Raw genomic sequence first — 13,846 nt, forward strand, 5'->3', positions numbered from 1 at the left:
AGTCAGGGAACGAACTCGTAGAGGTCGTCGCCGACGTGGTGGATAGAGTCAACGACCTTCCCGGAGTCCCCGGTCATCTCGCTTCCGGGGACGAGCGCGCGGCCGACCGCGAGCGCCTTCCCGTGCGTCTCCTCCACGATGACGACGAGGTCACCCTCACTGATGGCGTCGTCCGCGTCGACGATGCCGGGTCGCATCACGTCCGCGCCGCCGCTGACGAACGAGATAGCGCCCGCGTCCACCGTCACGGTTCCCGTCTCGGGGTCGGTCTCGTTCGCGCCGCGCACGGTGACGAACGGTTCGTCGTCGATGTAGCACGCGAGCGGGTCGCCGTCCACGAGGATGAGGTCGAACTCGGAGTCCGCGAGTTCCACGAGTTCGTACGTGTCCGCGTCGAACGACACCCCGAGCGTGTCCGCGAGGTTGTCGTTCAGCCGCGACACTTCGTCGCTCCGCAGGTGGTGGCGCGAGGATATCTCCATACCCCCTGCTGGGAGCGCTCGGCGCTTAAAACGTCCGTCTCGCGACATCGGGTCGTGCGCGGGGAGGGCGACACCACTAACTACGGGACTCACCTACCTCGGGGTATGTCAGACGAGCAGGCCGCGGCGGGCACCCCCGAAGGCCAGGGGCCCGTGCGCGTCCCCCAGGATCTCGCGGATCGACTCGAATCGAAGCGCGAGGATCTCTTCGAGAAGTTCGGCATCGAGGACGCGTTCCCGCCCGAAGTCGTCGAGGAAGCCGAGGCTCGCACCGAGGGCGTCCAGCAGGAGATCCAGGACGAACTCGACGAGCGCGAAGACCTCCGGGAGATGACGACGTGGACGACCGACCCGGTGGACGCGCAGGACTTCGACGACGCCATCAGCGTCGAGGAGCGCGAGGACGAGTACGTGCTCTGGGTGCACATCGCGGACGTGACGCACTACGTCACGCCGGACACGGAGATGTGGGAGTCCGCGGTGACGCGCGCGAACACCGTCTACCTCCCGGGGTACACGGTGCACATGCTCCCGCCCGTGCTCGCGGAGACGGTGTGTTCGCTCGTGCCGAACGAAGACCGGCTCGCGCACACGGTCGAGATGCACCTCGACAAGGAGACGCTCTCCTACGACACCATCGACATCTACAAGTCCGTCATCCACTCGGACGAACGCCTCACGTACACGCAGGCCGAAGACCGCCTCGACGACCCCGACAGCCCGCTGCACGACGAGATTTCGCTCGTGTTCGACCTCGCCGACCAGATGCACGAACAGCGCAAGGAGGACGGCTCGCTCGTGCTCAATCCGCGACGTGACCGCGCGCACACCATCATCGAGGAGTGCATGCTGAAGGCGAACAAGGCCGTCACGCACGAACTCATGTGGAACCGGGGCGTCGAAGCCGTCTACCGCGTCCACCCCCAGCCGAGTCCGGACGAGTGGAGCGACGCGCTCCGGGAGATTCAGGAACTCGACGGCGTCTCCGTCCCCGGCGACTCCTGGGACGACCCGCGGAAGGCCGTGAACGCGACATTGGAGCAAGCGCCCGACCGCCAGCTCGGGAAGATTCAGTGGGCGGTGATGAAGGTGATGCCGCGCGCGAAGTACATGAACGACCCGTTCGGCGGCCACCACGCCCTCAACTTCGAGATTTACGGACACTTCACGAGCCCCATCCGGCGGATGAGCGACCTCGTGAACCACTGGATCGTCTACCAGAACGACGTGCCGGAGACGCTCATCGAACTCTGCGACCACGCGAGCGACAAGCAGAAGGACGGCGAGCAGGCGGAACGCGAGTACAAGCAGTTCCTCGAAGAAGTAGGCTTGGATCCGAACGCCGTCAACAACCGCGGTATCGAGGTCGCTGACGTGGACGACATCGAGTACTGATAAATCTACCTTGATAAACAGCCCTGATAAACACTAAGTAGGGGGAGCGACGAGACTCAGGCCAAGATGGATGCTGCCGGGGACGACACGACGCAATACCGCGTTCTCGTCGTCGACGACGACGAAGAGGTCGCCGCGACGATCAGTCTCTACCTCGAAGACGGAACGAACCTCGAAACCGTCATCGAGACGAGCGCCGATGACGCGCTCGACCGCCTCGAAGACGCCGACATCCACTGCGTCATCTCCGACTACCAGATGCCGCGCGCCACCGGCATCGACCTCCTCGAAGACATCCGCGAGGACTACCCCGCCCTTCCCTTCCTCCTCTTTACCGCGCGCGGCAGCGAACTCGTCGCGAGCAAGGCGATTTCGGCGGGCGCAACCGACTACCTCCCGAAGGGCAGCCCCGAGAAGTACGACCTGCTCGCGAACCGCACCCAGAACGCCATCGAGCAAGCGGCGGCGCGCGCCGACCTCGAACGCGCGAAAGCCCGGTTCGACGCGCTCGTGAAGAACACCGAGTACACCGTCGTCACCATCGACGAGACCAGCCGCATCGAGTACGTCAACGACGCCGTCGAAGACCTCCTCGGGTACGCGCCCGGCGACCTCGACGGCGAACCCCTCGACACCATCATTCCCGAACGGCTCGCCGGAACCCACGAACAAGCCGTCGAGGACTACCTCGAAACCGGCGAGAAGCACGTGGACTGGGACGGCACCGAGTTCCCCGCCGTTCACGCCGACGGCACCGAACTCACCGTCGAAATCGCGTTCGACGAGTACGAAACCCGGAGCGCCGGCCGTCTCTTCACCGGCGTCATGCGCCGCGCCGACGACTGAACGCGCGCCGGCCGCTGCGCCAGCACCCACACGCGAGCACCCGCCATCGCCATCGAGAACCCGGCGCGTCAGCAGCGGCCGTTCGACCGACGTGTGTCAGACGGCAGCAAGGTAATGTCAGACTACGCGGCGAATGCTTTTAAGCAATTGGACGGCCTATTGACTCGTAAGCACGCAGGATGTGGAAAAGACGGCGAGCTTCCGACCGCTCCCCGCGCACCAGCTTTTCCGGACATCCAGGGTGCACTCACCACAATCATGAAACTGACATTCCCATCCATAGACGCCGACGACGACCGGGCCGTGAGCCCCGTCATCGGGGTTATTCTGATGGTCGCCATCACGGTCATCCTGGCGGCCGTCATCGGCGCATTCGTCCTCAACCTCGGCAACGACATCCAGAACACCGCACCCCAGGCCAGCATCCAAGTCGTTGACGCTGGTGACAACTTCGACGCAGATAATATGGACAATGGCACCGCCATGTTCTACATCAATCACCAGCAGGGCGACGACATCCAGTTCCAGAACTTGAAAATTGTCGTGACCGCTGAAAGCGGTAACCAAATAGCAAACTTCACTGCGGCAGAAAACTGGGAAAACGGCCCCGTTGAAATCACCGGCGCAGGAAGCGGCGAGTTCAGTACCGGTACTCAGCTGACGGTCGCAGTCGCGGATAACGGAACCCTGTCCGGCTCGGAGTGGAGCGCCAATACGCAGTACACGTTCCAGTTCATCGACCAGAACTCCGGCAGTACGGTCGGAACGTCCACCGCGACGCTCCAGTAACGCCGGCAATCGATTTCTTCGCGTTTTCCGATTCGCTACCGACGGATAGCGAACGACGCCGCGAACCCGCTCGTTCTACGCACCGCCACGGGTGCTGTCTTTCTCATCGAAAACGTTGCCCGCCCGGAGCCTCGCGAGCGAACGAGTACCAGCCGACGATACGGGGCGCGGAGACCAGACTACCGCATCCGTTGAACGAACCGAACGGAAGCCAAGCTACGGAACGAGAGCGACGAAAGAGGAAGTGAAGTGGACTCGCTGGGTAGGAACCGCAAGAGGGCGGCGAGTTCTAACCGATTTCTGTGTCTCGAACATCTCACTCACCACCCGGAAGCTGCTCCCGGCGAACGTCCATCTTCTCCCGCTCCGTCCGCGCATCGTAGTGCTCGTACAGCACGTCGAGCGACACGTCCATCCGCTCGCTCACCGTCTCCGGCGGCGTGTCCTGATTCAAATGATGCGTAATCGCACCCCGGCGAATCGCGTGCGGCGACCGCGACGACGGACACCGCGCCGGATGCCCATCCACACCCCGCGCCTCGCACGTCCCCGGGTCGCGGTCGTGCGGACACTCCCGCCCAATCTCACACGGCTGCGTCAACCGGCAGACGTTCGCGTAAATCGTGTCCCCCGTCGGCCGCCCCTTCCGCGTCGTAAGCAACGGCGACCGCCCGGACTCGTCCGTCACATCCGGCCGGTTCGGGTTCTGAACATACCGCTCCACGACCTGATACCACCGCGGCCCGAGGTACACCCAGCGCTCGCCACTCTCCCCATTCTTCAACCGAGTACCCTCCTCGATGCGATGCCGGAGAACGACCGCGTGGTCGTCCGGTCGAAGGTCGTCCTCGTCGAGCGACCGGAGCGCACCGCGACGCATCCCCGTCCGCCACAAGAGAGCGAGCAGCACGTGTTCACGGCTCCCCGGCTGGTACGTCCCGTAGTGTTCGAGCATCCGATCCGCCCGCGCCGGCTTCAAATGCACGTCTCGCGAGTTCGCGCCGTCCGGCAGCTCGGGCGCGTGAACCTTCTCCGCCAGCCCGTCTCGGACGGCCTCAATATCCGCCCACCACCGAAGCGCCACCCGAATCGTGGAGAGCTGTTTCTGCAACGTGATAGCCGCAATATCCTCCCGCCGCCAGGCGACGAAATCAGCGAGGTCGCGGCCGGTAAGCGTGTTCAGGTTCTCGATCTCGCGCTCCTCGCACCACTCCGTGAAGTACCGGAGGCGAGTGCGGGCGTTCGAGAGTGTCGAATCCCGGACGCTCGGTTCTCGATGCCGGAGGAACCGCGTTACGCCCTCCTCGGGCGGGAGCGGTTGGAGGTCGTCGTTACTTTCACTCGATTCGCTAGTCTCTTGCCGCTGATTATCGTAATCCATCGTGTCTCGTTGGTAGGGCAGACCGGGGGTTTCCCGGCCTGTTTGTCTCGGCGAGACCGCGACCGCTGGCACGCCGCCCACCTCCCACAGCAGGGGCGTGCCGATTGGTCGCGAGTGCGCCGGAGACGACGTATTGTTTTCGCGCTGGCCACTTAGACAGGAGCCATACGCGTGGTGAAAGTGAAACTGAACTGCTCGCGCGCTGACGCGTAGGTTTCTCTCGGGAAGCGTGTCGCTTCCCTGAGTCCTTCGGTTAAGTGCGCAGTCGTCCACTTTCATGATGTGGTTCGAGCGCGCGGCGGCCGCCGTATGCCCATACTGTTTCTCACGGCCGCCCGCGCCCACCTCCCACAATTCAGCACACCCACTTAGACTTTTGCAATAGAACTTGCACACATGAGAGTTAGATACTATTCGCGGAAGACACCGGAGCGACTAAGCGCGCATTGTCCAACAACCAACGTATGCGGCCCCGAGTGCCCGGTATGAACGAGGTAGACGACGCTATCCTAGAGTTCTACTCAGACCTCGGGGAAGTTGGAGGGAAGCGCGTCGCCCTTCCCCCAACTGCCGTGAAGCGCCACCTCACCGACGAACTCGAATCTCTCGATAAGTCCCTATCCACATACTCGCGCAGGATGACGAAGCTCGAAGAGCGCGGACTCTTAGAATCCCCCTTCGAGGAAGGTTCGTACTATCGAATTACGGACATGGGCCTCGCGTATCTCGCGGGCGAGCTTGACGCGGACGATCTTGCGGAATAGAGTTCTCTACGAGTAGTGAGCGGGAGTTGAAGGCCTTGGTCGCGCGGGGTGGCTTGGCAGTGCGCCCCCGCTATCCAGCAAGCGCCAAGGCGCTGACATCCCCATCCAGGGGATGCGTCCGGATGGACGCGTGCAAACGTAGCCCGTCAGTAAATAAAAAGGTAGTGCCGCAGCCAATTCGTGAAACATCCCTAACAGCCCCCAGACGTGCGTCAGACACAATCAGGCGTGTTTATACGAAACAGCGATTGCTTTTAAGGTTCTGAAGGTACCACTATAGAGTAAGCACACGAGAAAGTCCGCGACACCGCCTGACCTCCACCGGATTTTCCGGCCTCCGTCACTATGGGTGTTGTGGTGCTCTCGGTGCCTCCACCCAATCATGAAACTCGAAATACCATCCATTGACGCCGACGAGCGCGGTGTCAGCCCGGTTATCGGGGTTATTCTGATGGTCGCCATCACGGTCATCCTGGCGGCGGTCATCGGCGCGTTCGTCCTCAACCTCGGCCAAGACATCCAACAGACCGCACCCACCGCCAGTATCGGTGCCGTTGACGCAGGAGACCAGCTTAACGATTCGGAGCCAGACACAGTTCTGTACGTCAATCACCAGCAGGGCGACTCCATCGAAAAGTCGAATCTTCGGATAACCGTAACGAACGAAAGCGGTGCCCAAATAGCGGACATTACGTGGAACAGCGATACCGGGAGCTGGGATGCAGGCACGAATAGTGAACTGAATATTTCGACTGACCTCACGGACAATTCGTTCGATGCGGGAGATCAGCTCGTGCTCAACGAAATATCTGGTAACAACGTGTCTGCGGGCGAATTCACAGTGCAGATTATCGACACTGAGTCTGGTTCAACCGTCGCCTCTCCGACTGCTAGCGTCGAGTAACTCACTCAGTTCGCCGTTCTTTTTAGTGGCTCCCGGATTCGCATAGCTACTGAATCCTTCGGTTAAGTTCGGGCATCGGGTCGTTCTTCGTGGGTACTACCCATGAAAAAAGAGTTCGACCCGCTTGACGCGGCTCTCACGATCCTCACGATGATCTCCGGGTTCATCGTGACTGGTATCGCACAGTTCAACCTCTTCGATGTGGACTTCGGCGCGACCGCATTCACGCTCGCCGGCCACGGCCTCTCGACGGCCTACGTCATCGGCGCGCTGGCGCTCGTCGGTACCGTGCTCACCAACGAGAACGCCGAACTCTCCTCGCTCCAAGAGGACGCAAAAGACCTCGGCGACTACTACTACGGCGCGGTCATCGGCACCGCCGGCCTCATGGTCGCCTGGGTCTTCGTCGGCGACGTTTCCACCTTCTTCCAGAGTAGCGACCTCTGGGGCCTCGCCTACGTCGGCGTCGTCACCACCGGCCAGTTCGTCATCGGCTGGATGCTCTAATCGCCCGCAAACAACCACCTCAACACTCAACAATGGAAAATCCACTCGAAGCCTACGAAACGACGGAAGCACTCACGTACGGACTCGCCGGCCTCGGCTCTCTCAACGTCGGCGCAACAGAACTCCTCGGCACCAACTACGTCCAGGACGCCATCGGCACGGGGAACATGGAACTCGCCGCGTTCGCGTTCGGCGCGGGCGGCGCGGCGCTCCTCGCGCAGAAGCTCGACCTCGCCGAAGTCTGGGAGGACTAACATGGCCGCCGAATCAGAATCGCCTGCGCTCACCGATGCGGACGCCCGCTACGTGAGCCGCGACCTCGACGCCCGCGACCTCGCCATGTTCGCCACGGGCGCGGTCTCCGCGCTCGCCGGCCTGGCGCTCCCCGCGCTCGGGGTGATGCCGTGACCCGTCTCCCGACGCCGACGCTCCGCGGGCTGGCCGCCGTGCTGTTCGCGCTCGGTCTCGTCACGACCGCCGCCGGCGCAGGCGTGCTCGGCCCTGGCGCGCAGGACACGCTCGACGACACCAGCCCGGTCGGGGAGACCGAGGCTATCGCTCCCGTGGTCGTCGGCGGCTTCCTCGCCGGCGCGGCCACCGCCTCCTTCGTCGCCTCCTACCTCAACGACGACGGCGGCGTCCCCGAGGAGAAGGTGGAGAAAATCAAGAGCATAGAAGCCCTACAGCAGAAGCTCGACCTGCACGCGCTCGGCGTCTCCGCCCACGAGTCCGGCGAGCAGTATCGGACCTCGATGGAGAATTTCCTCGTGGACAGTCGTAGTATCGCTAGTCAGAAGGCGAAGGCGGCGGCGTTGAAACTCCTGAACAACGGCACGAAAAACGCCACCAAGGTCAGGAACGCCATGCACGAGTCCATCGAGGACTACTACAGCGTTCGCGAGCACAACCTCGTGGCGAAGTATAACAGCCATATTGCGCAACTCCGCTACATTATCAACACCTCGCGGAACGATAGCGGAATCTCCGTTGATATGGTTTCTTACGAATCAAAAGGTGGTGGTGACGTTGTTCACGGATATGATTCGCTTGTCTATAACTCGACTCTTACCCTCGCAAACGGAACTGCCGTCAATACCACCGGGTTCAAACTCTCTATTGACCCTGACGGCTACTCTGGTAGTCCGTGGACGTACCCCCCATATATCCTCAATCAAACTCCGCAAAATAGCGGTACACAAACCTACTGGGAACTTGATGCGTGGAACGTCTCCGGAACAAACGAGACAACGAGCGTGTCCAAAGAGACCGCAATCAATCTAGAGGCATATAACGACCTCTATCAAGACATTAATGGTCAAGTCTCGCAGATGGAGGCGAACTATAATCTGAGTTTCGCTCAGGAAGTCGTTGCTGGCTACAAGCAGGGCACCATCAACTCCAGCGACCTGGTGACGCCGGAAATGCTCGCTCAAGAGTTCGGCACGGCGTACAACGAGACGGGTGCGAGTATCTATCAGTGGGCGTCCCTCGCTTCCATGGGGCTTGCGTCGCCCGACCTCGCGAACACCTCCTACATGACGGTCTCGTACGCGAAGGCGACGCAGACCCGATACGTCACCCTCAACGCCAGTGGTACGCCGACCGCGCCGACGCCGTACAACGTCACGGTGGGCGGCGAGGTCGTCGGCCAGCTCTTCACCACCGAGAACGACACCTCGGCGCGTGTCCCCATCCCCGAGGACGTGAACGCCACAAAGTACGGCGACCAGCCGCCCACCGTCGAAATCGTGACCTACGGCGGCCTCTCGACCTCGTGGAGCACGCAGAAGGTTGACGCCGGCGAGACCACCGCCGTCGAAGGCGTGAACATCACCGCGGAACAGCCCGGAAACTGGGTGCGCGTCACCGAACCCGGGATGCTGTTCGCGCGGAACGCCCCGAACGGCACCTGGACGACCGGCACCACCTACAACGCCACCACCAACCCCGGAACCGAGTTCTTCGCCCCCTCCGGGAAGTACACGTCCATCACGAAGCTAGACGGCGAGTTCACGATTGAACAAATCGTGACCGAATCGGGGAACGTCTCCACGCTCGACACCCGGAACTACAACTACCAGACCGCCAACGCCAGCCAGTTCGTAAACGACCTGCGCGAACTCGAAGAAGTCCGCGAGGACGCCGAATCCCGGATGCCGACCACCGGCGGCGGTGGCGGCGGTTCCGGCGCGACCCAGGCCGGTATCGCGCTCATCGTGCTCGCCGGCGCGCTCCTCGCGCTCGACCGGAGGGAGGACTGATCCGATGACGACCGAGGAGAAGCTCGCGGTCGTCGCGCTCGCCCTCGGTTACTGCATCCTCACCGGCTTCGACCCCCTCGCCGGCCTCGAAGCCTGGATAGAATCACAAGCACAGGACGCCCTCACACCGTGGTAGAGGGCTGAACTCACCGTTTTCATTCATACAGATGCGAAGACTCCTCACCGTGCTCGCCGTGCTCGTGCTCGCCGCCGCGACTAGCTGTGGCGTCGGCGCGGTCGCCGCCCAGGACGCGAGCACCACGACCGCGACGAACAGCACCACAACCACCGCGACCGACGGGCCGACCGTCGTGAACACCCAACTCTCCCGCGGCGTCACCGTCACCAGCTACGAGTACGACGCCGCGAGCGGAAGCGTGCGCGTCGTCATCCAGGCGGAGACCGGCGGCCACGTCGTCTCCCTCGCAGACCAATCCGGCGTCGTGCGCGCCGTCACCGGCGACGGGGCCACCCAGACCCGTACCGAGTCCCGGCGCGTCGTGCTCGACCCCGGGCGGAACGTCGTGGACGTGCAGGTCTCGCCCATCCAGGGCGTCGCCGTGTTCTCCGTCTCCTCGGGCGCGGTGTCCGTGACGTGGACGACCGGCACTATCGACACCGGCGGCGCGGGCGCGCCCGTCCCCCGCCAGACCGTCCTGATGCTCCTCCTCGGCTCGGTCGGCCTCACCGCGGGCGCAACCGTCTACCGCACCCGCCAGCGCGCCGAAGACGACGACTTCCAGGCCGAACGGGTGAACTAATCATGTGGCGAGACCTCGTGAAGTACGCGCTCCTCGCCGGTGGCGGGTGGCTCGCGCTCGGGAACGACGTGCCGAGCGCGCCGGAGTGGGTGGGCGTCGCGGTGCTCGCGCTCGTGCTCGTCGCGGTCGCCGTCATGATAGCGACCGGTCGCCTCGACGACCTCCTCCCCGACCCGCCGCGTGTGACGCTCTACGTCATCAACGACGAAGACACGGAAGTCATCGAGGAGTGGGAACTGTCGCCCGACCAGTTCGCGGACGCGCAGGTTCGCGGGCAGTTGAACCACCTGCCGGAGTGCAAGACCGAGACCTACGAGTGCCGCGCCTACGACCCCCAAGAGAACGTCATCGAGGGCACCTGGCGCGGGAGTATCGCCGCGTCCGACGCTATCGGCGCGGAGACCGCGAACGACGCGCTCAACGCCATCGAGGAAGTCCGCGGCGACCTCGAACAACAGGCGCGCTACGGCGAGCGCCTTCAACGTCACCTGCCGTCGGTGGTGCGGACGCTCGACCGCCTCCGAGCGATGGAGCAGAACCGCGCACTCAGTCCGCACCTGACGCCGAGCGTCGGCGGCGGCGACACCGTCACCGACGTGATTCAAAACCAGATGCCGGACTCGCTCCTGCCGGAGCGAATGCAGATGAACGAAGCCGACACGACCGACGCGCACGACGACGACGCCGACGAACTCCTGAACGGCCTCGCGACGTTCGCGGGCGTCCGCGACGCCGACGCGGCGACCGATGGAGGTGGAGAAGATGCGTAACCCGGTCGCCGCCTGGCGCTCTATCCGAGAGATGGAGGAAGCCGGCTACGACGCCGACGAACTCCACACCGAAGACCTCCTCAGCGTGTTCGCCGCCGCGGCCGCGGTCGCCGTCGTCGGCCTCGGGGTCGCCGCCGTCACCGGTGGCGTGCTCGCGGCCGTCGGACTCCTCGCCGGATGTACCGGCGTCGCGCTCGCTATCCACCTCACTATCCCGCTCGCCCCGCGTCTCCTCGCCTACCTCACCACGTGGAGGTATCCACGATGAGCGGGAGTAGCGACAAGTCGGTGGTGTACGCCGCCGGCGAGGGCCGGGAGTGGCTCCGCGGGGAGCTGGAGGACAAGCCGAACGAGTGGGTGCGGGAGTTCGCCGGCATGGTCAACGACCCGGACACGCTCGACCTCCTGAACTACTACTGCTCGTTGTGGGAAGACGACCCCAGCGCGGGCAACTTCCTCGACACCACCCTCGCGGAGCGTATCCTCTCGTCGGCGGCGACGCGCTCGATGGATACCGCGTTCCGCGAGGGCCGTACCTCCCAACTCAAGGGCTTCGTCGGCATGACGGGCCAGCGGAAGGAGTCGGCGGGCGATTGGATGAGCGCCGTCGTAGACCGGCTGGAACACGAGGGCGCTATCGGTCTCGTGCTCGGCCCTCCGGGCGCGGGCAAAACCGCCATGACCCTCGACGTGGCGCGGACGTGGGCGGCCCGCACCGGTGGCGCGCTCATTGGAAACACGTCCTGGGAGGGGTTCGACCGCGTGGTTCACTCGGACCAGGAACTCCTCGAAGCGATGGCCGAAATCGAGGGGGCGGTACTCGCGGTTATCGACGAGACCGCGCAGGAACTCTCGGGGTTCGGGAGCGGGAACAAAGCGGCGGAGACGTTCAGCGACTCGTTGACGTTCGTGCGGAAGAAGGAGGCGAAGCACGGGCCGTACGCGAAGCGCGGGAGCGTGTTGATGGTGAACCACACGCGGACGAAGACCGCGAAGCCGTTCCGCGACCTGTGTAGTTTCGCCGTCGAGAAACCCCACCGCTCGAAGCCGAACTTCGCGCGCATCCTCGAATCCGAGGGCGGGCAAGACCGGTTCGAGGAGGGCTTAGAGACGGACAAGCTCACGGACACCCGCGAGACCTACGCTGAACACGAAGCGAGCGAGTTCGAGATTGTCGGCGACCGCGACGACGACGACGAGGTGGGCGACACGGACGGGCGCGGTCTGAGCGAGCGGGAGCAGGCGGTACAGACGGCGCTCCGCGCGGTGCAGCCGTGGGACGACGAGGACGGCGTGAGATACAAGGACGCGGCGGAAATCGTAGGGTACTCGAAAGGCTGGGTGACGAACCGGGTGAGTGACTGGCGAGACGGCGACTATCCCGACCTCGTGACCGAGCAGCCCGAGTAACCAGCACACGGCGCGGTGACACACTCGGTCAGTCAGACACCACCCCCCGGCGCGCACATATATTTATACAAGGCCCGACCCCTGGCGGATTTTCTGACCTCCCGGCCCCCATCCGACCCCGGTTTTTCGTCGAAAATCGGCCGATTTTCTCGGTTCGAGGAGTGTCGTGGCGTGACTGCTTGGGTTCACGCGCTCGGAAACGTGCTCGACCGAGTATGCACACGAGCCCGCGAACCCTCGTGTGCATATTCGCGCTCGCGGACGCTCACGACCTGGCGAACACCTTCGCCTATCGACAGTTCTGGGTGAAATCGCCCCGAGATCGGGGTTCGAGTGAGCCAAGTTCAATGGGTCAAGTGGGGCCGTACACACGAACTTCGTATGCGAATCCGAACCAACGGTGAGTACGCGTACCGAAAGGACACTATTGAGGCGGCCGCTGAACGCCTCGGCGTCAACAAAACCGAGGCCGTGCTCATCGCCTGCGACTCGGTTGGCCCGCTTCTCGACGGCGTGGAAGAGGCCCTAGAGCACCCCGATATCCCACCGCGGCTAAAGAAAGAACTTGCCAATATTATTAGCACTAGTAGGGTCCAAGTCTGTGTTAACCCGGGAACGGCAGAGGTAACTCAGAATAAAAGATAGTCTAAGTCTACTTGGTTGATAGTGCCAGAGCCCCACCACAGTCAATAAACGTACATCCAATCACTTGGTTATTTCCAGGAAATACGATTTTCGAGGGAGTAGCGCGAACCAAGGCGCCATCTTTGTAGAAATTACCCCTCATAAATAGTCTATCAGTATCCGAGTTATACCGTATCTCGATCCCAATATCACGCTTATCGTGCCAGATTTTGAATTGGTTTCCGTTGTAAGTTAGATCCCATACGTCCTCAGTATAAGCTATCCACTCGTTTTCATTTAGTTCGGCCACCAAATCCCCTTCCTGGTTATAGAGCCTCGCACTAAACTGTAAAACCCCGTCTGAGTAGGACATAGTCACCAAATCTTCACCGTTTACGCTCAAAATAGACATCTCGTCCAGATCTCTAAGTTGGCATTTACACCCTGCAAATTCAACTAAGGGAGTTTCAGACTCGAAGTAGAAGTCGTAGTCAACGAGATCCGAATTATACGGATCTTTTTTGTATTCATACAGCTGGTCTGGAGTGATTCCCTCAGCTTGCGGCCCCGCCAATTCGTGGTGATTCCGACAGAGAGCGATCATCCTCTCAGGATCATTGTGCTCCTCCTCACTCCGAGGAACGATGTGATGGATCTCTATAATAGGATTGCCACAGATGGCACACCCAAAATTCGCCTCCTGTCGAACTTCTCTGCGAACAGGCTCAGGTATATCTGACATTGAAAAAACACTCTCGCGGAAGGGCTTAAATTCTGTTTCGAGATCAGCCTATACTTTTCAGAGACCAGCCGAGTGCGGAAGAGCTGTGCGGTGTATTATTTGGTTTTGCCCTTAGGCACACGCCCAAGGGGGAATCGGCCACGAAGAGGCCGATTCCTCCTCGGGTGTCGCCTCGGGGCGCACCGAAACAAAGTGGAGTGTGCGCCCCGA

At 62.3% G+C, this 13,846-nt stretch carries 18 protein-coding genes; 15 read left to right on the forward strand and 3 right to left on the reverse strand.

Translation table 11 applies throughout. The annotated features are described in order from the left end of the window. Nucleotides 1–2: 2 nt before the first annotated feature. Complete coding sequence (locus LI334_RS11295; RefSeq protein ID WP_227260931.1) at nt 3–482, reverse strand: RNA-binding protein; 480 nt, start codon at nt 480–482, stop codon at nt 3–5. 105 nt (nt 483–587) lie between these two features. Here LI334_RS11295 and LI334_RS11300 point away from each other — a divergent pair, with 105 nt between their 5' ends. From LI334_RS11300 to LI334_RS11310, 3 genes are all read left to right on the forward strand, one after another. After that, complete coding sequence (locus tag LI334_RS11300; protein WP_227260932.1) at nt 588–1,877, forward strand: RNB domain-containing ribonuclease; 1,290 nt, start codon at nt 588–590, stop codon at nt 1,875–1,877. Nucleotides 1,878–1,943: 66 nt separating this feature from the next. Further along, a complete protein-coding gene (locus LI334_RS11305) occupies nt 1,944–2,723 on the forward strand; it encodes a response regulator (protein WP_227260933.1) in 780 nt (259 codons plus the stop codon). 114 nt (nt 2,724–2,837) lie between these two features. Next, nucleotides 2,838–3,512, forward strand: coding sequence for a type IV pilin N-terminal domain-containing protein (locus LI334_RS11310; RefSeq protein ID WP_319799817.1), 675 nt, complete (start codon nt 2,838–2,840; stop codon nt 3,510–3,512). Between the two features lie 316 nt (nt 3,513–3,828). Here LI334_RS11310 and LI334_RS11315 read toward each other — a convergent pair whose 3' ends face one another. Continuing rightward, a complete protein-coding gene (locus LI334_RS11315) occupies nt 3,829–4,893 on the reverse strand; it encodes a tyrosine-type recombinase/integrase (protein WP_227260934.1) in 1,065 nt (354 codons plus the stop codon). Nucleotides 4,894–5,378: 485 nt separating this feature from the next. On the opposite strand from LI334_RS11315, the gene LI334_RS11320 reads away from it, so the two are divergent. The 12 genes from LI334_RS11320 to LI334_RS11370 all read left to right on the forward strand — a co-directional run bounded on the left by LI334_RS11320 (nt 5,379) and on the right by LI334_RS11370 (nt 12,915). After that, entirely contained in the window at nt 5,379–5,657 is a 279-nt protein-coding gene (locus LI334_RS11320; RefSeq protein ID WP_227260935.1) for a transcriptional regulator, read from the forward strand. Nucleotides 5,658–6,039: 382 nt separating this feature from the next. Continuing rightward, nucleotides 6,040–6,561 (forward strand): type IV pilin, encoded by a 522-nt coding sequence (locus LI334_RS11325; protein WP_227260936.1) that lies wholly within the window; start codon nt 6,040–6,042, stop codon nt 6,559–6,561. Between the two features lie 102 nt (nt 6,562–6,663). Further along, nucleotides 6,664–7,068 carry a hypothetical protein gene (locus tag LI334_RS11330; RefSeq protein ID WP_227260937.1) on the forward strand — a complete coding sequence of 135 codons (405 nt, stop codon included), beginning with the start codon at nt 6,664–6,666 and terminating at the stop codon, nt 7,066–7,068. 32 nt (nt 7,069–7,100) lie between these two features. Next, the gene (locus LI334_RS11335) at nt 7,101–7,322 is read left to right on the forward strand and encodes a hypothetical protein (protein WP_227260938.1); all 222 of its coding nucleotides are present in this window, start codon (nt 7,101–7,103) and stop codon (nt 7,320–7,322) included. Between the two features lies 1 nt (nt 7,323). Continuing rightward, complete coding sequence (locus LI334_RS11340; protein ID WP_227260939.1) at nt 7,324–7,476, forward strand: hypothetical protein; 153 nt, start codon at nt 7,324–7,326, stop codon at nt 7,474–7,476. Beyond that, nucleotides 7,473–9,329, forward strand: a complete 1,857-nt coding sequence (locus LI334_RS11345; protein ID WP_227260940.1) for a hypothetical protein — start codon at nt 7,473–7,475, stop codon at nt 9,327–9,329. The genes LI334_RS11340 and LI334_RS11345 overlap by 4 nt, the downstream gene beginning before the upstream one ends. 4 nt (nt 9,330–9,333) lie before the next feature. Beyond that, nucleotides 9,334–9,465 carry a hypothetical protein gene (locus LI334_RS13090; RefSeq protein ID WP_264476813.1) on the forward strand — a complete coding sequence of 44 codons (132 nt, stop codon included), beginning with the start codon at nt 9,334–9,336 and terminating at the stop codon, nt 9,463–9,465. Nucleotides 9,466–9,496: 31 nt separating this feature from the next. Next, complete coding sequence (locus tag LI334_RS11350) at nt 9,497–10,090, forward strand: hypothetical protein (protein WP_227260941.1); 594 nt, start codon at nt 9,497–9,499, stop codon at nt 10,088–10,090. 2 nt (nt 10,091–10,092) lie between these two features. Then, nucleotides 10,093–10,860, forward strand: coding sequence for a hypothetical protein (locus LI334_RS11355; RefSeq protein ID WP_227260942.1), 768 nt, complete (start codon nt 10,093–10,095; stop codon nt 10,858–10,860). After that, the gene (locus LI334_RS11360; protein WP_227260943.1) at nt 10,853–11,128 is read left to right on the forward strand and encodes a hypothetical protein; all 276 of its coding nucleotides are present in this window, start codon (nt 10,853–10,855) and stop codon (nt 11,126–11,128) included. Before LI334_RS11355 ends, LI334_RS11360 begins: the two co-directional genes overlap by 8 nt. Next, nucleotides 11,125–12,270 carry a hypothetical protein gene (locus tag LI334_RS11365; RefSeq protein WP_227260944.1) on the forward strand — a complete coding sequence of 382 codons (1,146 nt, stop codon included), beginning with the start codon at nt 11,125–11,127 and terminating at the stop codon, nt 12,268–12,270. The genes LI334_RS11360 and LI334_RS11365 overlap by 4 nt, the downstream gene beginning before the upstream one ends. A gap of 381 nt (nt 12,271–12,651) precedes the next feature. Further along, nucleotides 12,652–12,915 (forward strand): DUF7692 domain-containing protein, encoded by a 264-nt coding sequence (locus LI334_RS11370; protein ID WP_227260945.1) that lies wholly within the window; start codon nt 12,652–12,654, stop codon nt 12,913–12,915. Between the two features lie 7 nt (nt 12,916–12,922). Here the strand turns inward: LI334_RS11370 and LI334_RS11375 are convergent, their stop codons facing one another. Continuing rightward, the gene (locus LI334_RS11375) at nt 12,923–13,636 is read right to left on the reverse strand and encodes an HNH endonuclease (protein ID WP_227260946.1); all 714 of its coding nucleotides are present in this window, start codon (nt 13,634–13,636) and stop codon (nt 12,923–12,925) included. Between the last annotated feature and the right edge of the window lie 210 nt (nt 13,637–13,846).

The organism is Salarchaeum japonicum (genome assembly GCF_020614395.1).
GTDB classification, from domain to species: Archaea; Halobacteriota; Halobacteria; order Halobacteriales; family Halobacteriaceae; genus Salarchaeum; species Salarchaeum japonicum.

Bases quoted from the DNA above. Each gene is read 5' to 3' on its own strand.
- LI334_RS11295 (WP_227260931.1), bottom strand. From the start codon at position 482: ATGGAGATATCCTCGCGCCACCACCTGCGGAGCGACGAAGTGTCGCGG.
- LI334_RS11300 (WP_227260932.1), top strand. From the start codon at position 588: ATGTCAGACGAGCAGGCCGCGGCGGGCACCCCCGAAGGCCAGGGGCCC.
- LI334_RS11305 (WP_227260933.1), top strand. From the start codon at position 1,944: ATGGATGCTGCCGGGGACGACACGACGCAATACCGCGTTCTCGTCGTC.
- LI334_RS11310 (WP_319799817.1), top strand. From the start codon at position 2,838: ATGTCAGACTACGCGGCGAATGCTTTTAAGCAATTGGACGGCCTATTG.
- LI334_RS11315 (WP_227260934.1), bottom strand. From the start codon at position 4,893: ATGGATTACGATAATCAGCGGCAAGAGACTAGCGAATCGAGTGAAAGT.
- LI334_RS11320 (WP_227260935.1), top strand. From the start codon at position 5,379: ATGAACGAGGTAGACGACGCTATCCTAGAGTTCTACTCAGACCTCGGG.
- LI334_RS11325 (WP_227260936.1), top strand. From the start codon at position 6,040: ATGAAACTCGAAATACCATCCATTGACGCCGACGAGCGCGGTGTCAGC.
- LI334_RS11330 (WP_227260937.1), top strand. From the start codon at position 6,664: ATGAAAAAAGAGTTCGACCCGCTTGACGCGGCTCTCACGATCCTCACG.
- LI334_RS11335 (WP_227260938.1), top strand. From the start codon at position 7,101: ATGGAAAATCCACTCGAAGCCTACGAAACGACGGAAGCACTCACGTAC.
- LI334_RS11340 (WP_227260939.1), top strand. From the start codon at position 7,324: ATGGCCGCCGAATCAGAATCGCCTGCGCTCACCGATGCGGACGCCCGC.
- LI334_RS13090 (WP_264476813.1), top strand. From the start codon at position 9,334: ATGACGACCGAGGAGAAGCTCGCGGTCGTCGCGCTCGCCCTCGGTTAC.
- LI334_RS11350 (WP_227260941.1), top strand. From the start codon at position 9,497: ATGCGAAGACTCCTCACCGTGCTCGCCGTGCTCGTGCTCGCCGCCGCG.
- LI334_RS11355 (WP_227260942.1), top strand. From the start codon at position 10,093: ATGTGGCGAGACCTCGTGAAGTACGCGCTCCTCGCCGGTGGCGGGTGG.
- LI334_RS11360 (WP_227260943.1), top strand. From the start codon at position 10,853: ATGCGTAACCCGGTCGCCGCCTGGCGCTCTATCCGAGAGATGGAGGAA.
- LI334_RS11365 (WP_227260944.1), top strand. From the start codon at position 11,125: ATGAGCGGGAGTAGCGACAAGTCGGTGGTGTACGCCGCCGGCGAGGGC.
- LI334_RS11370 (WP_227260945.1), top strand. From the start codon at position 12,652: ATGCGAATCCGAACCAACGGTGAGTACGCGTACCGAAAGGACACTATT.
- LI334_RS11375 (WP_227260946.1), bottom strand. From the start codon at position 13,636: ATGTCAGATATACCTGAGCCTGTTCGCAGAGAAGTTCGACAGGAGGCG.